This is a genomic window from Leptolyngbya boryana PCC 6306 (genome assembly GCF_000353285.1).
Lineage (GTDB): Bacteria > Cyanobacteriota > Cyanobacteriia > Leptolyngbyales > Leptolyngbyaceae > Leptolyngbya > Leptolyngbya boryana.
Genome location: NZ_KB731324.1, coordinates 3,598,465 through 3,618,715, shown reverse-complemented (window position 1 = coordinate 3,618,715; position 20,251 = coordinate 3,598,465). Strand labels below are relative to the sequence as shown.

General features: G+C 47.4%; 21 protein-coding genes. 9 read left to right on the top strand and 12 right to left on the bottom strand.

From position 1 onward, the window contains the following. Positions 1-45 precede the first annotated feature (45 nt). The 7 genes from LEPBO_RS42970 to ruvB form a co-directional block, all read right to left on the bottom strand. Positions 46-189: a hypothetical protein gene (locus LEPBO_RS42970; RefSeq protein ID WP_154660836.1), complete on the bottom strand. Its 144-nt coding sequence runs from the start codon at positions 187-189 to the stop codon at positions 46-48. A gap of 24 nt (positions 190-213) precedes the next feature. Beyond that, positions 214-441, bottom strand: a complete 228-nt coding sequence (locus tag LEPBO_RS42400; protein ID WP_144056231.1) for a hypothetical protein — start codon at positions 439-441, stop codon at positions 214-216. A gap of 168 nt (positions 442-609) precedes the next feature. Continuing rightward, positions 610-1,683 (bottom strand): class I SAM-dependent methyltransferase, encoded by a 1,074-nt coding sequence (locus tag LEPBO_RS0118170; RefSeq protein ID WP_017288993.1) that lies wholly within the window; start codon positions 1,681-1,683, stop codon positions 610-612. A 95-nt stretch (positions 1,684-1,778) separates the two neighbouring features. Next, positions 1,779-2,300, bottom strand: coding sequence for a nickel-binding protein (locus LEPBO_RS0118165; RefSeq protein ID WP_017288992.1), 522 nt, complete (start codon positions 2,298-2,300; stop codon positions 1,779-1,781). 7 nt (positions 2,301-2,307) lie between these two features. Beyond that, positions 2,308-5,337 carry a BTAD domain-containing putative transcriptional regulator gene (locus LEPBO_RS37490; protein WP_017288991.1) on the bottom strand — a complete coding sequence of 1,010 codons (3,030 nt, stop codon included), beginning with the start codon at positions 5,335-5,337 and terminating at the stop codon, positions 2,308-2,310. A gap of 383 nt (positions 5,338-5,720) precedes the next feature. Continuing rightward, positions 5,721-6,533, bottom strand: coding sequence for a tetratricopeptide repeat protein (locus tag LEPBO_RS0118155; RefSeq protein WP_017288990.1), 813 nt, complete (start codon positions 6,531-6,533; stop codon positions 5,721-5,723). 9 nt (positions 6,534-6,542) lie between these two features. Further along, complete coding sequence (gene ruvB / locus LEPBO_RS0118150; RefSeq protein ID WP_017288989.1) at positions 6,543-7,685, bottom strand: Holliday junction branch migration DNA helicase RuvB; 1,143 nt, start codon at positions 7,683-7,685, stop codon at positions 6,543-6,545. 38 nt (positions 7,686-7,723) lie between these two features. Between ruvB and LEPBO_RS0118145 the strand changes: the two genes are divergently transcribed. The 7 genes from LEPBO_RS0118145 (at position 7,724) to LEPBO_RS0118115 (ending at position 13,678) form a co-directional block, all read left to right on the top strand. Beyond that, entirely contained in the window at positions 7,724-8,263 is a 540-nt protein-coding gene (locus tag LEPBO_RS0118145; protein ID WP_017288988.1) for a hypothetical protein, read from the top strand. Positions 8,264-8,306: 43 nt separating this feature from the next. After that, positions 8,307-9,188, top strand: coding sequence for an ABC transporter permease (locus LEPBO_RS0118140; protein WP_017288987.1), 882 nt, complete (start codon positions 8,307-8,309; stop codon positions 9,186-9,188). Between the two features lie 10 nt (positions 9,189-9,198). Next, positions 9,199-10,476 (top strand): ABC transporter ATP-binding protein, encoded by a 1,278-nt coding sequence (locus LEPBO_RS0118135; RefSeq protein ID WP_017288986.1) that lies wholly within the window; start codon positions 9,199-9,201, stop codon positions 10,474-10,476. Positions 10,477-10,482: 6 nt separating this feature from the next. Further along, entirely contained in the window at positions 10,483-11,277 is a 795-nt protein-coding gene (locus LEPBO_RS37485; RefSeq protein WP_017288985.1) for a TylF/MycF/NovP-related O-methyltransferase, read from the top strand. A 176-nt stretch (positions 11,278-11,453) separates the two neighbouring features. Continuing rightward, complete coding sequence (locus tag LEPBO_RS0118125) at positions 11,454-12,269, top strand: PEP-CTERM sorting domain-containing protein (protein ID WP_017288984.1); 816 nt, start codon at positions 11,454-11,456, stop codon at positions 12,267-12,269. Positions 12,270-12,382: 113 nt separating this feature from the next. Continuing rightward, positions 12,383-12,709, top strand: a complete 327-nt coding sequence (locus tag LEPBO_RS0118120; protein ID WP_017288983.1) for a carbon dioxide-concentrating mechanism protein CcmK — start codon at positions 12,383-12,385, stop codon at positions 12,707-12,709. A gap of 60 nt (positions 12,710-12,769) precedes the next feature. Continuing rightward, positions 12,770-13,678 carry a glutaminase gene (locus tag LEPBO_RS0118115; protein WP_017288982.1) on the top strand — a complete coding sequence of 303 codons (909 nt, stop codon included), beginning with the start codon at positions 12,770-12,772 and terminating at the stop codon, positions 13,676-13,678. 9 nt (positions 13,679-13,687) lie between these two features. Here LEPBO_RS0118115 and LEPBO_RS0118110 read toward each other — a convergent pair whose 3' ends face one another. The 5 genes from LEPBO_RS0118110 to LEPBO_RS0118090 all read right to left on the bottom strand — a co-directional run bounded on the left by LEPBO_RS0118110 (position 13,688) and on the right by LEPBO_RS0118090 (position 18,512). Next, entirely contained in the window at positions 13,688-14,149 is a 462-nt protein-coding gene (locus LEPBO_RS0118110) for a CYTH domain-containing protein (protein WP_017288981.1), read from the bottom strand. A gap of 3 nt (positions 14,150-14,152) precedes the next feature. Beyond that, entirely contained in the window at positions 14,153-15,127 is a 975-nt protein-coding gene (locus LEPBO_RS0118105) for a carbohydrate kinase family protein (protein WP_017288980.1), read from the bottom strand. Positions 15,128-15,227: 100 nt separating this feature from the next. Next, entirely contained in the window at positions 15,228-15,977 is a 750-nt protein-coding gene (locus LEPBO_RS0118100) for a dinitrogenase iron-molybdenum cofactor biosynthesis protein (protein ID WP_017288979.1), read from the bottom strand. Positions 15,978-16,311: 334 nt separating this feature from the next. After that, the gene (locus LEPBO_RS0118095) at positions 16,312-16,752 is read right to left on the bottom strand and encodes an RrF2 family transcriptional regulator (RefSeq protein ID WP_017288978.1); all 441 of its coding nucleotides are present in this window, start codon (positions 16,750-16,752) and stop codon (positions 16,312-16,314) included. 137 nt (positions 16,753-16,889) lie between these two features. After that, on the bottom strand, positions 16,890-18,512 hold the full coding sequence (locus LEPBO_RS0118090; protein WP_017288977.1) for an ABC transporter substrate-binding protein: 1,623 nt from the start codon (positions 18,510-18,512) through the stop codon (positions 16,890-16,892). Positions 18,513-18,601: 89 nt separating this feature from the next. On the opposite strand from LEPBO_RS0118090, the gene LEPBO_RS0118085 reads away from it, so the two are divergent. After that, positions 18,602-19,018 carry a hypothetical protein gene (locus LEPBO_RS0118085; RefSeq protein ID WP_017288976.1) on the top strand — a complete coding sequence of 139 codons (417 nt, stop codon included), beginning with the start codon at positions 18,602-18,604 and terminating at the stop codon, positions 19,016-19,018. A 6-nt stretch (positions 19,019-19,024) separates the two neighbouring features. After that, positions 19,025-20,230 carry an AAA family ATPase gene (locus tag LEPBO_RS0118080; protein ID WP_017288975.1) on the top strand — a complete coding sequence of 402 codons (1,206 nt, stop codon included), beginning with the start codon at positions 19,025-19,027 and terminating at the stop codon, positions 20,228-20,230. Positions 20,231-20,251: the final 21 nt, after the last annotated feature.

Sequence of the window (20,251 nt, the reverse complement as noted above, 5' to 3'; positions counted from 1 at the left end):
AAAATCAGAAACAGAAATTGATATACGCGAAGCCCCCTAAAAATCTCAGCACCTAATCGTCTGCCCCGTTGATGATGAGAGGTGAATTTCTGGATAAAGACGCTTGGCATCAGTACTCGTAAAGTGCCAGTCCAGGGTGGCTTTCTGATCATTGAGATTGCCGAGAACTAAGCGAATCTTGATAGCCATGAGAAACTATTCCTCAACTAGGCGTTAAAGCCAACGAGCAAAATCAGCATTCGTCCGGTGTTCGGTGACTTCCACATGTTGCCACCCGACGCGGTGTTGAAAGGCAACAAATATGTTGAAAGGCAACAAATAAGTGCAAGTCCCATTGCGCTCACACTCAGGTGAACTTGACGTTGTGGCATAACGAGATTGCAGGGTGTTGATGCCTAATTCACCTAAATTTGTCTCACCCTGCAAAACTAGTGGGGTCAAACAGGAGTCTCCTAGTTTTCTCCTAGGTTAGTGACTGGTTGATTTGGCTTTGTCTCAGTCGATGCTTTTGTTTGAATTACAGTTGCAAATTGACTAAGATTTTGAACAAGAGAATCCTGGCGAACACGGGCATACCGTGCTGCAAGTCCGCAGAGTTGGCACATAGGGCTATTGCTTGTAAGTGATGTAGTAATCGTTCAGAAAATCTTGGGGCACTTGTTTGAGTTCGACCCGCTTGAATCCCGCTTCAGCTAGCATTTTTAATGCTTGCTCATTGCCCCACACCGTTCCCAGACCCATACCGCCATAAGCCAAAGAAACCGTCATACAATGCATACAAGAAATGGTATAAAGCCAGGGTGCGATCGGATGCTCTAGGTTGCCCTCGACCTGGCTGGAAGCATGAATGTCTTGCATCAAGTAAACCCCATCGCTTCGTAGGGCTTGATAGATATTGCGTAGCACGATGTCCGGTCGTGCTTGGTCGTGAATTGCATCAAACGTTGTGATTAGATCGTAGCGATCGTGCTCGTTCAAAGTAGCGGCATCTTGCACTTGAAATCGAATATTGCTGAGATTTTGCGATCGCGCTTCATGGTTTGCAGTCGCGATCGTCACCTCCGAAAAGTCATAGCCCGTAAAGCGACTCTTGGGGAAGTTCGCGGCAAGGGTGCTCAGTGCCCGTCCACTCCCACACCCGAGATCGAGGACATCAATGCCTTGTTCTAGTGCTTCAGTCAGTCCCGGAACGAGCGGTAAGATCTGATCGAATAGTGCTGTTACTGTCGATTGACCACTGTCTTCCGCCATCACCTCGTGAAATCGCTGGAACTCAGAATAGGGAACACCGCCACCTTTATAGAAACACTCAATTACTTGCTCTTCGACCGAGGCAAGCACCGGGATGTATTGAGCAACAAGAGCCAGATTGTTCGGTGTAGCAGATCGCGTCAAAAAAGCAGCATACTCTATAGGCAGCACATAGGTTTGAGTCAGTGGATTGTAGGTTACGAATCCACCTGTGACCATTGCACCGAGCCATTCGCGCACATAGCGTTCGTTCAGCCCAGCAGCCGCAGCAACTTGCTGACTGGTCGAGGGCGGCAAGTCTGCCATTGTGTCAAACAATTGAGTCCGATGTCCGATCGACATCATCAGCGACAAAGCGGCACTGTTGAAAATCTCGAACATTCTTCCTGCAAAGGCTTCTGCTTTGGTGGTATCAAAAGTTTGGGTTGTCATCGGACGCTCCTTGAAAAATCATCTGAACTTAAAGGTAGCGATCTCGCCGTTCCTAAACCGTTGCCAAAGCGTTCCAACTCTAAAACCCTTCTGGATTAGGGCATTAGCAAGTGAGCTGACCAGATGCGATCAAAGGAAGTGCCCAATTTTCGAGAAACGTTGCGAATCGTTTCTGCATCCAATCCCTCTAGTTCATAGACCGCAGAAGTACGATCGAGTGACAAATAGGAGCGTAACCAGTTCACCCCTAACTCTCTGCAGCATTGAGAAAATTGTTGGTGAATTCTGTTCCAGTCTGGTGCGCTCGAAGCAGGAGAGTGTGCTTCGATGACAGAGCGATCCGCCGAGTTGGGTTGAGGGCGAGAACGGTTTGGAATCATTTCCCCTGACCAGATTGCCCGTTTTTGAACTCCTAGATGAGCGTAGGCGTTCCGCACAGTCGCAGCATCGGGCGAATCGTAAAGACAGATCATTTGAGCGCGATCGCGAGACAGGAGGGAATGAAGCCAGGTGATCCCACGAGCTTGTAGACAGGGCAACGCAATTTCAACGGCTTCTTCTAAGTAAGCATCGGTCAGTGGTTGTTCGGCAACAGTTTCAACAATCACGAGTGACATAACGACCTCAACTAGAAAGTTTACGTTTTTTCATTAAGGGCTGTAGTTGTTGCGTCATGCAATCAACCTGAGTTTGAGCGCGGACACTGAGCAAACGGCGATCAATCCGATGGTGTAAGGTTTCAAATACTCCTATTGCCCGTTCGGCGTGCTTTAATGCTAAAACACTTTGAATCAGCAGCGCTCCAGCGATCGCAATCTCGCTCGGATGCTTCATCGTTTGCGCCGCTTGTAAAGCTTCCTCGGCTCGAAGAGCCGCTAATTCAAATCGTTCCTGAGCAAAATCTACTTCTGCTGCTCCAATCAGGATGTAAGCTAGCATTCGCTTGATATCCAGTTGTTGCAGTTTGACGATCGCGGCTTCTAAATTGGCTTCGGGGCGCTGAAGCTGATAATGGGCAAGCGCTGCTAAGGCTGCTGCTATAGCGTTTTCACTCTCTTTGCCTTCAATCTGGGCAACAAGATGCGTCATCGTTGAACAGTAAGACAAAGCAGCGCTTGGATTGCCTGCTTCTAATTCGGTCATGATTAACCCCATTAAACAGTTACATTCTCGCCAACGATCACGATCGCGTTGCGCGAGTTGCAATGCCTGTTGCAAGAAAGTTCGCGCTGCATCATAGTTCGCCTTGTGTAGTTCAATCCCTCCTAATCCACTATGGATATCACACTGCTCTAGTCCGACCCGATTCGCCAAGGATTGGGCTTCTAGGAGGAGTGCTTCTGCCCGAATCATATCCTGTCCCAATTCTGTCAAGCAGGAGCCACTCAGCGCTAACACTCTAGCGGCTGTCGCAGGGCTAGCGGCACGACTCACTTCTGTTGATCGCAGGGAATGTTGATGCAGTTGAACGTAATTGCCCTGCTCGTAATATAGAACATTTAAAGTTTCGTGTCCGATTGCGGCATCGTCATTCAAGCCTAATCGATTTGCTTCTGCCATCAGTTGATGAACCTGAGTTTCGATCTGCACAGCGAGATCGTGCTTGACACCTGCGATCGCCCAGACTCGGAGTAACCTCAACTGTAAGGGAATACGAGAGCGCTGATCGAGCCATTGACACGACTGCACCCCCCGCTCTGCGAGAACTGTTGCTTCCGCATAAGCAAATAATTTTAAGCAGCGTTCTGCGGCAGGCAAGGCATGAGAGGCAGCGAGTGCATGATCTCCTCCTAGCCCCGCATGATGAGTAATATCTCCTGCGAAAGAATGATCTAGCGTTGCGATTTGGTTGAGCCGGTGAGCAATCTGCCAATGCATCAACTGGCGGCGCGGCTCTGAAATGTGTTGATACACAACTTGGCGCACGACATCATGGGCAAAGTCATAGCCTAGTTCATTTTCACCTGTCGCACTGGGACGGATAATGCTTTGTTGCTCTAGTTGCGCGATCGCGCTGAATAACTCCGGCAACGGATAGTCTGCCACCTGAGCGACCATTGCAGGCTTGAAACTTCGTCCGAGCGCGGCTGCCCAGGGTAAAAGGTCACGCGCTTTGTCCTCTAATTGGTCTAAGCGATCGCGAATCAACGCTGCCAAATCCGTTGCATGAGATTGCCGCTGAGACAATGCTCGTGCTATCTCCAGCACAAAGAGAGGATTGCCGCCACTATCTCGAAAAACTCGATCGATGAGTTCTAGAGACATCTCAAATGGATGATCGGTATTGGCTGCATGAATCAAGGCTGCTGTGTTACCCCGATCGAAGGGTTGGAGTTCAATCGTATTTAAACGTTGCTCCCGTCGAAGCGATCGAAGAACTTGCGAAATCGCGGCATTTTTGGAGAGTTCTCCAGAACGAGCCGTACAAGCAAATTTAACCGGGAGATGAGTCAACAAGCGACTCGCATAGTGCAGTAAGGCGGATGAGCCTTCATCTATCCACTGAATATCATCGAGCATCACCAGTAAGGGGGTTTGTGCTGCCCAGTTTGCTAGCAATTGCACGACCGCATCAAACAAATGGCTTCGATCCGGTGGGGCTTTGCTCGGTTGTCCGATTTCGGGCAGTAAGAAGCCTAATTCTGCTGGGACAGGATTGAGGAGCCGTACCGATCGCAATGCATCGATCCAGATGCCGTAGGGTCGTAGCATTTCAGCCGCAAATCCCCGTCCCCAGAGCGCAAAAGGGGTTGTTTCTCGAAGTTCTTCTAGAAGTCGAGTTTTGCCAATCCCAGGTTCACCAGTGAGGAGTAGAACTTGGGGGTCAGCGATCGCTGACCATTCTTGAATTAAATGCCACTCGTGGTTCCGTCCGACCATTGGCAAGGCGGATTGTGACGGCAGCGATAGGGGGAGATGTACCCTTGGCTGAATTGGAGATGAGCCGATGGGTGATTCTTCTTCTAGTAGCAATTGTTCATAGAATCTACGAGTGGTAGGACTCGGATCAACGCCCAACTCCTCGCGCAGCATCGTCATACAGTGGTGATAAACCTGAAGTGCATTAGCGCGATCGCCACTCAAATCATGCAATTGCATCAAGGTGCAGTAGGTCGATTCGTTGAGCGGATCGACCCGTGATAGCTGTTGTGCGTAGTTTAAAGCTAAACGATAGTCTTGCTGGTTTTTGAGTTGTTCGATCAATTGCTCTAAGGCTCGAACATACAATTGCTGCAATCGATCTCGTTCTGGGAAAATCCAGTCATCGTCGCAACTGGGCAATAATTGACCTCGATAGAGCGCGATCGCACGTTCAAGTTGGTTCTGTGCTACCGCATTCTCAAATTCCATCACATCTAGCGCAAAAGGAATAGTTGGCGACCATGAGAGCGTTTTTGGCTCGATCCGTACAATCTGTTCTACATTGGGTAGGTTTTGCCGCAGATTGTATAACTCTTTACGTAGGTTAGTTCGAGCCTGCGGATTGCTCGAGTCTCCCCAAAATAGATAGGCTAAGTGTTGGCGAGATTGTGCCCTTTGCCGATTCAATGCTAGATAAGCCAGCAAAGACTGAAGCCGTTCTGAAATCGCCCTCGTCCACGACTGGTCGCCGTAGGATAAGTCAAACCCACCAAGAAGTTGAATCTGCAACATGGGTGGCACGATCGCGCTTCCTCCCTAACCTAGAGATCTCGTCTAACCTAAAGGCTCCCAATTCCATAGAATGAACGGATCGGATTTTTTGCAACTTTCATTACATTTCTTTAAATATTGCATCCGAATAATTCATGGTCTTCCGATATCCGAGGTTGCCTGCGGTGAGAACGGCTAGTTGACGATGCTGACTTTGTAGAGTGGAGAGGTGGGACGATGGGGAGCAGGACTATGATTTTAGGTCTTTCTCCGCTCTCCCCATCAGATTGATCGTGGTGAACTCTTAACCTTATGCTCAAGTTGAGTTGCGGATAGTTCAGAGTTCGCAATACTGCTCAACCATCGAATTTTTGAGCTTATAGTTTCAAAGTAGAGCCATTGTTCTAAGATTTGAGGCTGAGAAACTTCTCCAAAGCACTCGACATGGTTGGCGGCCAGCGGCGCACGTTTTTCACCCATTCAATGTCTTTGTACCGCTTATCTAATCCGACGGCTGAAACCCACTGGCTCTCTGCTTCGCCCTGCTTGCCTTCAACCCACAGTGCAGCCGTGAGCGCTGCCCGCATATCGGCAAATTTTGGATACTTGCGAACTAAATTTCGCATTGTCCGAATGGCATCTTCAATGTTGCCAAGTTGGTACTGAGCTAATGCATAGTTGGCACGAGCAAACGCATAGTCTGGAGCAGCATCCGCTGCTTTTTGAAAATCTTTTACTGCCACTTCCCACTGTCCTAATGCGGCTTCAGCACTGCCTCGATTGTTATAGGCAGCCGGATCATTGGGATCAAGTTCGAGAACTTTGTTGTAATCGGCGATCGCGCTTTCAAATTTTCCCAATCCTTCCATTGCAGCGCCCCGATTCAGATATGGATCAGGGGCATTCGGATCAAGCTCGATCGCTTTGTTGAAATCTGCGATCGCACTTTCTAACTTGTTTTGACTGACTTTGGAATTGCCGCGATTGCTCCAAATGGCGGGATTATCTGGCAGCAACTCTAGCAGTTCTGACCAATACGCTTCAGCTTTGGTAAAGTCGCCTTTGTTCGTCGATTCAAAGGCTTGCTGTTTTAGAGTCGAAAGTTGCTCAAACAGAGTTGCAGCAGTCATGGGTTCTTCTTCAGCAAGAACAGGTTGCCAAGCGATGAAAAACGCGATCGCAACCATCAACAGAGATTTGAGCAAACAGCGAATCATGAACATCTCCTACGGTAAAAGTGTCATTTGATGAGTATCGGGTGGGGTATAGCCCAAATGTTTCCAAGCAGCCGCAGTTGCCACTCGACCCCGTGGGGTACGGCTAAGATACCCGATTTGCATCAGATAAGGTTCGTAAACTTCCTCGATCGTTTGAGCGTCTTCACCCGTGGACGCAGCTAGCGTTTCAAGTCCGACGGGACCACCGTTGTGTCGTTCGATCATGAAACTGAGCAAGCGGCGATCCGTCCAATCTAAACCACAAGGATCGACGTTGAACAGTTGCAGGGCTTCGGCGGCAATGTCTCGATCGATTTCTCGAAAGGCTTTCACTTCAGCAAAGTCGCGGACTCGTTTGAGCAAGCGATTGGCAATCCGAGGGGTTCCACGGGCGCGGCGAGCAATCTCTTCTCCACCCGACTGGGTAATGTTCATTTTCAGCAGTGCAGCCGTACGCAAGACGATTTCAGTCAGTTCATCGATTTCGTAAAATCGCAGGCGTTGGATTAAGCCAAAGCGATCGCGCAATGGCGAAGTCAACGCACCGACTCGCGTTGTGGCTCCTACTAACGTAAAAGGCGGCAAGCTCATCGATTGCATTTTGGCACTTTTCCCTTTGCCAAGGGGAATGTCTACCCGAAAATCTTCCATTGCCGGGTAGAGCAATTCTTCAGCGACTTTGGCAAGACGGTGAATCTCATCGATGAACAGCACATCACCCGGCTGAAGGCTAATCAGTAAACCCATAATGTCGCGCGGGCGTTCGAGGGCAGGAGCGCTAGCAATTTTACATTTCACGCCCATTTCTTGCGCCAAAATCAGCGACATTGTGGTTTTACCCAGTCCGGGAGGGCCGTAGAGTAAAAGGTGATCTAATGGCTCTTGGCGAGACTTAGCGGCGCGAATCGCAATATCTAAAACATCTTTTAGATCTTTCTGTCCAATATATTCCGTCAGACATTGGGGACGGATTTTTTCTTCTTGTTTGCTGCGTTCTTCAGGCTCCGGCTCAGCTTGAAGAATGGTTGTCTTCTCAGGCTTGCCATGGGAGACAGCTTGGGAGACAGCTTGCGCCATGACGCTCACCTTGTCAGCGGGCGCAGCAGCTTTATCTCGATCGTTGGGCTGTTTTTTAGAGGAAATGATCGCCATAATTGTTGAGAACCATCAACTTTAGAGAGATCGTGAATATGGAGATTCCTTCTCGCTTTGCAATTCCCGACTCGATCTCGTTTGAAGGCGCGATCGAGCTAACCCAATCACTCCTTGCCGAGGTCGAACAGGGTCACGTCTCGGAACCTGAACTTGAAAGGATCATAACTGCGTTAGTACAAACTGAGAACGGCGCACGCGGTTTTTTTGTCACTTATTTAAGCGACGATCGGGAATTGATGGATGAAATTGGCTTTCATGTTGTATTAGGATTGCTTCCTGCTGAAGAGAAAGTCGCGGATCTGCTGACGAAGAATTTAGCCATGTCAACCGCCATGATCTTGACCCATACGCGCAATCAAAAGCCAGAACTGGCAGAGGGTTCAGCCAGAGTACAGCGGCGCAGCACTTATTTAATTCGCCGCATGATGTCGAAAAGCGTCGATCGTCAGCTCATGGAATTAAAAACCTCGATCGAGTCAGATGGAACCTATCGAGATTTTTTACGCCGATGGCAATATGACGATGAGCAACGATCGGCAATTTTGCACGCGATCGAACATGTGCGCCTAAACTGATATCCTGACGAAGACGCAATTGCGTTGAACTAGGGTGAGAGGTGTGAAAAATCCATTGAAAATCGTGGCGCGTAAATTCGTTACTTTCAGCACACGGCAACGCGATCGAGCAGTGCGCCGATTGCCGATTCCTCAATCTTTTTGGATCAAGTTTGATCTGCTCAAAACCTTGGTTAAACGCGATCTAGAAGCGAAATATAAAGGATCAATCCTCGGAAATTTTTGGGCGATCTTAAATCAACTCGCGCAGCTATTAGTATATACATACTTATTTTCGATTGTTCTGCAAATCAAACTCAATTTTCGGGGGTTGCCTGCGAATGACTTTACGTTTGGGCTGTGGATGTTTGCGGGGCTGATTCCTTGGACAGCCTTTGTCGCAGGATTCACAGGGGCAACCACGTCGGTGATTAGTCAGCCGAATTTGATCAAGAAAGTCGTATTTCCGCTAGGGCTGCTGCCGCTGGTGCCCATTTGTACAGCATTGGTCGAAAGCTCGTTTGGAATTATCTTACTGATTACATTTGTGGCATTTACCGCCAAACTGATTCACACTTCGGTGCTGTTATTTCCGATCATTTGGATTCCTCAATTGCTGCTCACAGCGGGTTTAGGGTATCTCGTAGCAGGATTGACGGTGTTTTTGAGAGACATTCCGCAAACGATTACGGTGATTCTGAATTTGTGGTTTTACTTGACTCCGATCGTTTATCCATCTTCACTCATTCCTGAAGGATGGCGATTTTTGGTGTTCTGGTTGAATCCGATGACCACGATCGTCGAAGTGTATCGTGATTTAGTGTTGGTCGGTCGGATGCATCATTGGGAAGAATTGGGCGTGTTGTGGGGCGTTTCCATGCTCACGTTTGCCATTGGGCTATTCGTTTATCGGCGATTGCGTCCAGCGTTTGCTGATGTTGTGTAGGATGAACTCTATGGCTGAGGTTGCAATTTCTCTCAAAGGTGTTTCAAAGTGTTTTAAGCGGTATGCGCGTCCGGTCGATCGCTTAAAAGAGATCTTGCTGCCTGGGAAAAGTCGGGCTGTGCCATTTTGGGCAATCCAAGAGATTGATTTAGAAATTTTCAGAGGCGAAACGATCGGCATTGTCGGGCAGAATGGAGCCGGAAAAAGCACGCTGCTGCAAGTGATTACCCAGACATTGACTCCCACCTCCGGACAGTTAACTGTTAATGGTCGAATTTCCGCATTGTTAGAACTCGGGAGTGGTTTTAATCCAGAGTTTACAGGACGGCAGAATGTCTTTTTTAACGGTAGGATTTTAGGGCTAAGTCAAGCTGAGATTGAGCAGAAATTTGACACGATCGTTGAGTTTGCCGACATTGGAGATTTCATCGATCAGCCCGTGAAAACCTATTCGAGCGGTATGTTTGTCCGGTTAGCGTTTGCTGTGGCTGTCAATACTGATCCGGATATTCTCATTGTCGATGAAGCGCTGGCAGTAGGAGATGTCTACTTTCAGCAGAAATGCTTTATTCGATTGAGGGAGTTACGAGAAGCAGGCGTAACGTTACTCTTTGTCTCGCATGATTCGAGTGCCGTGTGCAAGTTGTGCGATCGCGCGATTTTGCTAGAACATGGCAGAGTCATTCTCGATGCAACTCCCCGGCAAGTCGTTGACCTGTACGAAGCGAAGCTTTTACAAAAACAAGATCAAGCTCCGGAGCGCATTGCGATTCAAATGCCTCAAGCGAGTACCGATGCTGCTATCACGTCAACATCAGTGCAATTGAAGTATGTGCAGTTTCTCGATGCGGACAATCATGCGATCCAATCCGCCTTTAGTGATTCTAAAGTTCAGCTAGCGATCGGACTCACCTTTCTAGAGCGCATGGAAGATCCGCATGTAGGATTCCGAATGCGAAATCGTACAGGAGAAGTCGTGTTTGAGTCGAATACATTCTGCATGAAGCACAGCATTGGAGCGGTCGAAGCAGGTAGCTCGATCGAAGCTCGATTTCAGTTTCATCTACCTCTACTGGCTGGAGATTATACGATTACAATCGGCATCGCAGAGGGTGGCTTCAGTGAACATCAATTCAAACGAGTCTTGACGATGCTTCATAATACTGCTGTGCTAAAAATTCTCCAAAACCCCAATGCGATTCTCTGGGCAGGCATTGTGAATCTCAATCCTACTTTTGAGATTTACCGCTCTAGTTCAACTCCAGACGAAACGCTTATCGAACTCTAATGCTTTATGTCTCTTGACCCATTGTTGCTTCAGCAAGTTCAACCTTATACCCTGTGTACTTCCGATCGTCTGACGAATCTGGCTGCACTTTGCGAATACCTGAATTTGAATCAGATCGACGGTGACTTTGTGGAGTGTGGAACTTACAAGGGCGGCTCAGCAGCCGTAATTTCAACGTTTCTGGAAGACCGACATCTCTGGCTGTACGACAGTTTTGCAGGAATGCCACCGACAACGGCAAAAGATGGGGATGATGCGAAGGTTTGGGTCGGGGAATGTGTGGGCACGATTGAGGATCTCAAAACGATTTTGCACACGGTGGGTACGGATGAGCAGTCGTATACGATTAGAAAAGGGTGGTTTGAAACGACTTTCCAAGCGGAATTGCCTGAGAAGGTCGCGTTGCTGCATTGTGATGCGGATTGGTACGATTCGGTGACGTTGGTTTTAGAAACGTTTTATCCTCGCATTGTGACGGGTGGCTGTATTGTTCTGGATGATTTTGGCTATTGGGAAGGGTGTCGAGAGGCGTTTTATGATTTCTGCGACCGACATCATGAGAAGCCTGTTTTAGAGCGAGTTGGACCAGATCAGGCATTTTGGATCAAAGGTCGATCGCATAATCGTCAAGCGATTCCTCAGATTGTCGGACATCAAAATTTTGTGGAACAGCAGATTCAGCGAGAAATGCAGTTGCAAGCGGAGAATGCTGCTTTAAGAACGCGAATTGAAGCGATGGAAAGTAGTAAGTTTTGGAAACTGCGATCGCTTTGGTTCAAGCTCAAACATCAACAGACTTAACGTTTGTAGCACGAGTGCTTTCGCACTAAACATACGAATGCACAATGCGAAGCAAGCGGAAAACTAAACTGCGATCGCATCAATTTCTCAAGAATTATAAAATCCCTGTTTTTTAGGTGTATTCTGCTACTGGCAGGGCGCTTCTATCCCGAATCATTACTTAGAGGGAAAGAAGAATGAGAACAGCAGTCGGAATCCTTGCAGGCTTGAGTTTGACACTCGCCGCAACCCAGGTACAAGCACAGACTCTAAATCTATACGATGGTTCACGTAATACCTCATTTGCCAAACAAGGTTGGACAAGCGTGACACCTCCCGGCACTGAAACTGTCAGCAATGGTGGGACAACCTTCAACACCAGAGCATCCAACACTCTCCAAGGCGGATATTCAATTTTTCGCACCCTCGATCGTACCAAAGGATATACATTGGGCTTCAATCTCCAACTGTTGTCTGAAGCCCATCAAAATCCTGATCGAGCAGGATTGAGCATTATCGCTTTGAGTTCTGATCGGCGCGGTATCGAACTGGGATTCTGGGCAAGTGATGCGAAATTGAGCGATCGCATCTGGGCACAAAACGACGGAGCGACCAAACCGCCTCGATTTACTCATGCAGAAGGCACTTCATTTAGTCCAGTGCGCGCTGTTCGCTACGACCTCTCTGTGCAAGGCAATTACTATGGACTCTTCGCAAACGGCAATTTTCAAACTCCCATTCTCACCGGAAGCCTGCGTAACTACTCACCCGAAGGCGTGCCGTACAATTTACCAAATTTCGTTTTCTTCGGAGATAACACCACCTCAGCCAGTGCTTCTGTTCGTATAACCCGAGTCGATCTCACTCCTAGAGCGATCCCCTTTGCTAACTCTACAGCTCGTGCTGCTCGGCTTGCAGTCGATGCAACCGCTGTTCCAGAACCTTCTACTCTGCTCGGTTCAGGAATTGCCATCATGCTCGGTGGCTTAGTGCATCGCAAACGGCGCAAATAGATTAGATTTTCTAATCAGAATGAACAGCGGAAGCAACGACCCGAGTTTCGCCATCCATAGACCAAACTGTAATAATCTATATATTGCGCGCAATATGGAAGGGAGTTTAGAGGATGGCTAAGGCAGTCGGAATGGTAGAAGTGCGGGGTTTACCCCCGGCGCTTGCGGTTGCAGATGTCATGGTCAAAGCCGCACGAGTGACATTAGTTGAAATGGAACGTGTTAGCGGCGCCTATATTACGATCGTCGTTCGAGGCGATGTTTCAGAAGTCAAAATCTCCGTTGAAGCTGGATTAGAAGCTGCCAAAAAAATGACGGCTTACAAAGAAGGCGACAAACTGTTTCTATCATCGCACTATATTCCTCGCCCCAATGAAAACTTGATGGTTGTTTTACCGATCGATTACAGCGAACGCACCGAAGAATTTAATCAAGTCTAAGGAAAGCAGAACGAATGAGGCTATACTCCTGTTGGCTTCTTCTCTAAACTTCGGTTCCTCATGACTCTGGCAGTTCTCACACAAGCTGATTTCGATGCTTGGGTTATCCAAGCACGACGGTTTACGCTGCAAGGACGGCTTCCAGATTATATTCCGCAGTTGGCGCAGGTTGATTCGCGCCTGCTTGCGGCTCAAGTTTTGGCTGAAACTCAAACGCTAGCCGCGGGTGATGTCGCTCAGCCTTTTGTGCTGATGAGCGTCATTAAGCCGTTTTTGCTGCTTTATCTTCTAGAGCAGGTCGGTGCTGAGCGCGTCTTTCAGCAAGTGGGGATGCAACCTTCGGATTTGCCGTTTCATTCGATCGTGCAACTGAAAGCGGATCATAGCCGTCCTCGCAATCCTATGATCAATAGCGGCGCGATCGCGCTTACAGGTCTGATGCCCAAAGCTTCCGGTTCAGACCGCTGTGCCGCATTTTGCAAATGGTTGAACGATCTCGCTCACACTCAAATTGAATTGGATCAAAACGCGCTGAATTCAGTACGATCGCTGCCGAATGAAACCAATCGTGCGATCGCGGATTTACTTGTTCAGAGTGACTTGCTGGATCGTTCAGATCTGGCGCTGGATACGTATAATCAGCTTTGCTGTTTGTCAGGAACGATCGCAGATTTAGCACAACTGGGGTTATTGCTGGCAAAACCGCATCCGGAAATTTCTCACTTGCACCAGCAGACGGTTTCAGCCCTGATGTTGACCTGCGGATTGTATGAAGTGTCTGGAATTTTCGCTGTAAAGGTTGGCTTGCCGATGAAGTCGGGCGTGAGTGGAGCGCTGCTCGCCATTGTGCCAAAACAAGGCGTGATCGCTTGCTATAGTCCAGCGATCGATCGGATTGGAAATTCTGTTGCTGGACTTTTTCTAGTTGAAAAACTGGCTCAGGAATTGAAATTGAGTGTGTTTTGCTAGTGCAGAGCGTTACCACGTACTAAACGGATGCTTCGCTAAATTGGAGTTGTAATAGCGCGGGTCGTGAGAAACATCTTCTCCAATCCATTCGGGCAGATCGATCGACTGATCGGCGCTTTTTAGTTCAACCTCTGCCATGATTAATCCTTGATTCTGCCCTAAGAACTCATCGACTTCCCAAACTAAGCCATTCAGTGAAATTTTGTGCCGATATTTTTCAATCAGTGGCGGTTTGCAGAGCGTATCTAACATTTGTGCAGCATCCGTGAGCGGAATTTCATACTCAAACTCCGATCGCGAAATGCCTTGAGTCATGCCTTTAATCGTGATAAATCCTCGATCGTCAATAATCCGAATTCTCACTGTACTTTCTAGCGTTGGAATGTAGCCTTGTCGATAGAGAGTGCCTGGTGCAAGCGCGCGCCATTCATCTCCAATCACTAAGAATTTTCGCTCAATTTCGATTCCCATCACTTAGCTCGCCTGTTGATCTAAAAATAAGAAAGCATCGACTTCTGCCCCGGTCGGTTGAGCGGCGATCGCGCCTGCTTTTAAGGTCGTTAACGCACCCGCAGCACTGGCATATTTGACAATATGTTCTGCATCATGGTTAATTTCAGACAGTTGGTGCTGGCAAAGTTGATGTACAAATCCAGCTAAGAAGCTATCGCCTGCGCCTGTTGTGTCTTCAACGTCGATCGAGAAAGCTGGAATCTTTCCTTCTCGCTGATTGAGGCAGTAGCTACATCCTTTTTCGCCTGCGGTTACTAGCACGCCTTCTAGGGATTCGACGCGATGGGCAATCACACCCGGATCAGTTGTATCAAATAACCATGCAGCTTCTTCTTCTGCCATTTTGAGAAAATCTGCCCGCTTGATTAAGTCATGAATCAGTGCAGGTGCAATGTTCTGGTCTTTCCAAAACACAGGTCGCCAATTGACATCTAAGACGACTTTGACAAAAAACTGTTCGGCAAGTTGTAAAGCCCGCTCGATCGCGACTCGACTGCGCGGATAAGCCATCAATAAAGTTCCAAGCACCAGATAATCTGCATGTTGAAACAATTCGACAGGAATGAGATCGCCTTGAAGTTGTGTATCTGCAAATTCGCTTGTATCGCGATTCTCGCCAAACGCGACGAAACTACGATCGTTGGTTTGTGATCGCAACACCAGGACTGTCCGAGTTGGAGCGGGATAGATTTGCACACCGCTCGTATCGACTTTGAGATTCTTGAGTAACTCGGTCAGCGATTGACCTAAGTCATCATCTCCAACGGCTCCAACGAATGCGCTGGGTGTGCCAAGTTTAGTTAAGGCACAGGCGACATTGGCAGGAGCACCACCCGGATAATCTGTCCAAGTGGTGACTGCTTCGAGGGGGAGTCCTGGCTGGTTGGAAATGCGATCGAAGAGAATTTCGCCGAGACAGATAACACGCGGATGCATTACAGGCTTTAGGTTGAATGTGTTCTCTCATAGTGTATGAGCGGGAGAGACTTCAAAACCTAAAGAATGTTGAACTTGACAGAAAAAGGCGCCAGAAGTCTTAACTTGCTTCTATGGCTTTGTAATTCTTGACGCGATCACCTTCTGCAATGCCTAAAACTTTAGCCATCCAAGGCGGTGGAGCCGTCGCAATGACAGTTTGCAGATCAGTCAGAATCGCTCTTGCTTCACCCCCTTCGATTAGTTTCATTGGATAAATACCAGCTTGCACAACCTTGGCAGCAGCAGGGCCACCGATGGAGACGATATACACGACATGGCAATCTCGAATCAGATTGATGCGAAATCCATTGCGATCGTCGGATAGATCAGCTTCGAGTGCTGAGCGAATATCAATTAATTTAAGCGTTGTAGCAGAAAGTTGGTAGACCAAGTACCGCAAACAAGATCCGAAGTGACCATCAAGCAGTTCGCGATTGTTAGAAGCAACTGCAATCCGAACAGAGTGTGGCATTTCACCATCTTGATAAGGCTCGATCGTCGGAAGTGCCTCAGCTTCATCTTTTGCGCCCCAGAGAATCCGAACCGCTTCTTTGAGTGCAGCAATGTCGCCTGCATTGGCATCTTCGCCTTCTTCTTCACCATCTAGATCATAAGTCTGTCCAAAGGCAGTTTTTAAGTTTGTAACTGTAATGCGGCTGAGTGCTGCTTCATTCAAGACTTCTCCAACATTATCTTGGAGTGCTTCAATCAACTCAGTGAGCGAAATTTCAGGCAAAACTCTAACAGCTAGAGCGATTCGTAAGGCAACTTCATTCGAGATAGGAGGGTTACTGGTGGTAGTACTCATGCTTAAGTTTCTAGAGAGTAGGGCAAACGTAGAGATAGGTCAGACGTGAGAAAACACAAGAAAACATCTAATGTTTTCTCTATTCATTAGCTGAGACTTGACCTAAGATTTCAGTACGATCGACTACGAACTAGAGGGTGAGTCTGATTGAGTTAAGTGAATAAATAAGTGTGCTTTGTAAACCTCTGTTGCATAGGCTGTTACAGGCATGTCAGACACAAGTTCTGACGCCCGATTTTGCACCTGGACTGAGGCTGATGTTTCTAACTACGGGTTCAACGATCGATTGAAATCGATTTTTGAAATAGACACTCTATCAACTGAAGGCAGCCGTTTAGATGTAATACATTGTAATCGGCTGCTGAAAATGATTGCGCTGCTCTAGCAGATCTTGTAAGGAATGAGTTTCTAAAACCTCATCAGCTGCTTGTTTAACCTTTTGCCAAAAGCCAGTGATTGCTTGCATTGCAGCAGATTCAGAACTACCTTCAGCAGACGTTGCAGGTTCTTCTCCTTCCATACAGTTCACAATCTCCAAAATTGTGATTCTGCGAGGATGGCGAGAGAGAAAATATCCCCCTTTTTTGCCCCGCTCACTCGAAATAAGAGTAGCTCGTCTTAGGGTCGCGAGTAACTGCTCTAAATAGCGATCGGGAATATTCTGTGATGCTGCAATCTGTCGAATCTGTAATGTTTCCCCTGTCTCATAGACTGAAGCCAATTCCAACATCGCTAAGAGTGCATATTTCGTTCGACCTGAAAGTTCTAAGAGCATGATTTCGGACTATGAAACAGGTGCGCATTCAGATTTTAGCTTAGAATCACACTCCATTGATGGCTGAGGTGGGAATTTATACGGGGTCTATGTTGCCCCGAATCCTCGACTGATGGCAGTTTTGGTTCGTACCAAAATTATTGTTTGCGAATCGCTTCAAATGGCTCAGTTCCTAATGGGCTAGGTGTCCATCCGGCGATCGATTTTCGCTGCACTAATAACGGATCAGAATGCACGATCGATAATCGCACCGCTTCGCGCTGAATAATTTCATCTACTTCAGCATAAAGTTTTGCACGACGAGTCCGATCGCCTGTCAATCGAGCTTGATTCAGCAGTTGAATGACTCGATCGTTTTTCCAATTGCCTAAATCGGTTGTGCTACCTGGGCCAAAGTGCGGATAGTAAAATGTATCTGGATCACCATAATCTCCTGTCCAACCCAACATAAACATTGGATAGCCCGGTTTTTTATTGCGATCAGCAAGATAAGCTGCCCAATCTTTTGTTTTCAGATTTGCTTTAATTCCCACGGCTTGTAGGTCGGCGGCAAACGCTTCTGCGATCGCTTTTGGTGTGGGAAAATAAGGGCGTGCTACAGGCATGTACCACAAGTCGATTTCAAAGCCATTGGCAAATCCTGCTTGTTTGAGTAACTCTTTTGCTTTGTCAGGATTGTAGTCATAGCCTTTGACCTTAGGTGACGTTGCCCAATCCAGAGACGGCGGAAGAAAATGCGGCGTTGTTTGGGCTGATCCTTTCCAAAACGCTTGCACCAGCGCTTCTCGGTTAATGGCATGTGCGATCGCTTGTCGCACTCGCACATCAGAAAGCTGCTTAAAGCTCGGATTTAATGCTAAGTAGCCGACATTAAACGAAGGACGATTCATCACTGCTAAATTCTGATCTTGCTCAATTTCTTGCTTTTGATCAGGTGCTAGCTCAACTGTAAAATCAACTTGTCCTGCTCTAACTTGTGCAAGTCTTGCGCCAGAATCCGTTACAAACCGCATCACAAGCTGATTTGACTGAGGTAAGTTTGGCTTCCAATAGTTCGGATTTTTCTCAAGCGTAATGCGATCGCCACTTTGCCACCCTTTGAATACAAATGCCCCGGTTCCAATTGCTCCGCTTGCAGGTGTTCCATAGTTCGCCCCTGCTTTCTGAATTGCAGTTGGACTCGCAATGCCAAAGTAAGAAGATGCGATCGCTGTTGGAAAAGCAGCAAACGGCTGTTTCAAAACGAATTGAATCGTCAAAGGATTGATCACTTTGACATCCTGAACGAGTGAGTCAGGTTCACCTTTGTAACCGCCAAAAATCTGACCCCAAATTTCGTAGCTTTTGCCCGCATTGCGAAATCCATTCGGATTCTTTTTATCCCACCAGCGATCGACATTAAACTTCACTGCTTGTGCATTAAACTCGGTGCCGTCATGGAATTTCACACCTTTGCGCAGCTTGAATGTCCAAGTTTTACCATCTTTTGAGACGCTCCAAGACGTTGCTAAACTCGGCTCTAAGTCCGCAGTTCCAGGCTTGAATTGGATCAAGCGATTGTAGATTTGATTCTGAACAATCAGAGAATTTCCGTCAGTAATGTTTCCAGGTTCTAAATTGGTCGGCTGCCCACTGGCTGCATATACTAGAACCCCTGGATTTGTTGGAGTCGTATTTTGTGAGGCACAATTCGTAACGATCGCACTCATTACAAATAGAAGCGCGATGAATGTCGATCGCCAAATTCGAGGTTTGACCATTGCAACTGATGACTAAAAGACTTCAGGATTGTATCCGAAACCCGTTGACAGTAATTGTATTATATATGTAGTATATCAGTAGTTTGCTCATGTATACGTCAGAAGATGAAATTACTGAATTGGTTCGAGCGTTTGAGGATTGTCGTTTAGCGAGAGAACACTGGACACATGCAGCACATTTAACCGTTGCATTGTGGTATTTAATTCGATCTCCTCGCACTGCAGTAGAGAAAATCCGCTTTGGCATCCAACGCTATAATCATGCACACGGGATTGAATCAACTCCAACTGGCGGCTATCACGAAACAATTACGTTATTTTGGATTCACCTCATTCAAACCGATCTCAATCATGTTGATATTCATGATTCTTTACTGAACTTAGCCAATCAACTCATTCATCACTACGCTGATCCGGCAGTGTTGTTTGAATATTACAGCCGCGATTGTTTGTTTTCACCGCTTGCTCGTTCTACTTGGGTCGAACCCAATTTAAAATCGTTCTGAAATCTTATGTCAGACTTCAACTTCAATCAATACAATCAATTTCAGCATAGTCAACAGCAAGGGCAAAACTTACTAGCAGCGGGATGGCGACCGCTGAATCGAGATTTTGACTGGAATTATTTTTTGCACCTTGTACAGAACGACGGGGATGAACTGAATCGCCGCATGATGGGTGCAGTGAGTACGATTACAGATTCTCTAGGACGGAGCTATCAAGCTTGGTGGTCAAATGTAATCAATCTTTGCTCGTCTTATACGCGTGGAGAACTAGATCAGGTTTGGAACTATCTCACGCCTGAGCCACCCTGTCCGGATCACCACTATATCGATAGCTTGAGTGTAGAAACTCCGATGCGGCAAGTTGTGAGCCGTAGCAGCATTCCGATCGATTATGCTTTGAATCGATTGCAGGAAACGGCAATTCGGAAAATGCTGGAAATCTTAGGTCGTCCAGATCTGATTACTCAGAACTATCTCGATCGCTGGTTTTACTTTCCACCCGATCGATTTGATCAGTGGGAACGTCTCGATGTAGTTAGTACCGTTTATGCCTATTGGTCAAGCCATGATGCGTGGTTGCAAATTGACTATGTCGATCGCGGTCGGCGGTATTGGACGCTGATGGCGAAGAATATGGCTCCGTTGATTCAAAAGGCGACCTATGGCTTAGCAGTGATGCTAAGTGGGTATCAGAACCGTGTAGGTCAAATTCATGCTCAGTTTAGTACCCGTGACTTTCCAGAGGAGATTCAAGCCTTTAGTGATGCGGTGCAGCAAACGGTCATGACGCAAGATCGTCTCGCCGTCTTAGTGCATGGTGATCCGGGAACTGGAAAGACTGCTTGGACGCAAGCGATCGCGAAAGAAATTCTTGTGCCATTGGGCTACGTGATTTTCATTTTGGATCACGATGCAGTCGAGAATTTTGTGCCGCCTGCTTATCTAGAGCGGATTTGTCTGATTATCAATGAGGCAGATAACTTAGCACAGGATCGCTCAACAGAGATTGCTCAGGCGAGTAATAAGACAGAGCATATTTTGAGCTTGCTCGATGGAACGTTGTATCAGAGTGTGGTGAGCGTTGGTAACTTTGAGCTAGAGCAAAAATTAGTCGTGCTGATGACTTGCAATACGACGGAACGGCTTGATCCGGCAATGTTGCGCAAAGGTCGAGTCGATTTGATCTGTGAATTTCAGCATCGATTTGTTTAGCGCGATCGAGTGAATCGTGGG

Bases quoted from the DNA above. Each gene is read 5' to 3' on its own strand.
- LEPBO_RS42970 (WP_154660836.1), bottom strand. From the start codon at position 189: ATGGCTATCAAGATTCGCTTAGTTCTCGGCAATCTCAATGATCAGAAA.
- LEPBO_RS0118170 (WP_017288993.1), bottom strand. From the start codon at position 1,683: ATGACAACCCAAACTTTTGATACCACCAAAGCAGAAGCCTTTGCAGGA.
- LEPBO_RS0118165 (WP_017288992.1), bottom strand. From the start codon at position 2,300: ATGTCACTCGTGATTGTTGAAACTGTTGCCGAACAACCACTGACCGAT.
- LEPBO_RS37490 (WP_017288991.1), bottom strand. From the start codon at position 5,337: ATGTTGCAGATTCAACTTCTTGGTGGGTTTGACTTATCCTACGGCGAC.
- LEPBO_RS0118155 (WP_017288990.1), bottom strand. From the start codon at position 6,533: ATGATTCGCTGTTTGCTCAAATCTCTGTTGATGGTTGCGATCGCGTTT.
- ruvB (WP_017288989.1), bottom strand. From the start codon at position 7,685: ATGGCGATCATTTCCTCTAAAAAACAGCCCAACGATCGAGATAAAGCT.
- LEPBO_RS0118145 (WP_017288988.1), top strand. From the start codon at position 7,724: ATGGAGATTCCTTCTCGCTTTGCAATTCCCGACTCGATCTCGTTTGAA.
- LEPBO_RS0118135 (WP_017288986.1), top strand. From the start codon at position 9,199: ATGGCTGAGGTTGCAATTTCTCTCAAAGGTGTTTCAAAGTGTTTTAAG.
- LEPBO_RS37485 (WP_017288985.1), top strand. From the start codon at position 10,483: ATGTCTCTTGACCCATTGTTGCTTCAGCAAGTTCAACCTTATACCCTG.
- LEPBO_RS0118125 (WP_017288984.1), top strand. From the start codon at position 11,454: ATGAGAACAGCAGTCGGAATCCTTGCAGGCTTGAGTTTGACACTCGCC.
- LEPBO_RS0118120 (WP_017288983.1), top strand. From the start codon at position 12,383: ATGGCTAAGGCAGTCGGAATGGTAGAAGTGCGGGGTTTACCCCCGGCG.
- LEPBO_RS0118115 (WP_017288982.1), top strand. From the start codon at position 12,770: ATGACTCTGGCAGTTCTCACACAAGCTGATTTCGATGCTTGGGTTATC.
- LEPBO_RS0118110 (WP_017288981.1), bottom strand. From the start codon at position 14,149: ATGGGAATCGAAATTGAGCGAAAATTCTTAGTGATTGGAGATGAATGG.
- LEPBO_RS0118105 (WP_017288980.1), bottom strand. From the start codon at position 15,127: ATGCATCCGCGTGTTATCTGTCTCGGCGAAATTCTCTTCGATCGCATT.
- LEPBO_RS0118100 (WP_017288979.1), bottom strand. From the start codon at position 15,977: ATGAGTACTACCACCAGTAACCCTCCTATCTCGAATGAAGTTGCCTTA.
- LEPBO_RS0118095 (WP_017288978.1), bottom strand. From the start codon at position 16,752: ATGCTCTTAGAACTTTCAGGTCGAACGAAATATGCACTCTTAGCGATG.
- LEPBO_RS0118090 (WP_017288977.1), bottom strand. From the start codon at position 18,512: ATGGTCAAACCTCGAATTTGGCGATCGACATTCATCGCGCTTCTATTT.
- LEPBO_RS0118085 (WP_017288976.1), top strand. From the start codon at position 18,602: ATGTATACGTCAGAAGATGAAATTACTGAATTGGTTCGAGCGTTTGAG.
- LEPBO_RS0118080 (WP_017288975.1), top strand. From the start codon at position 19,025: ATGTCAGACTTCAACTTCAATCAATACAATCAATTTCAGCATAGTCAA.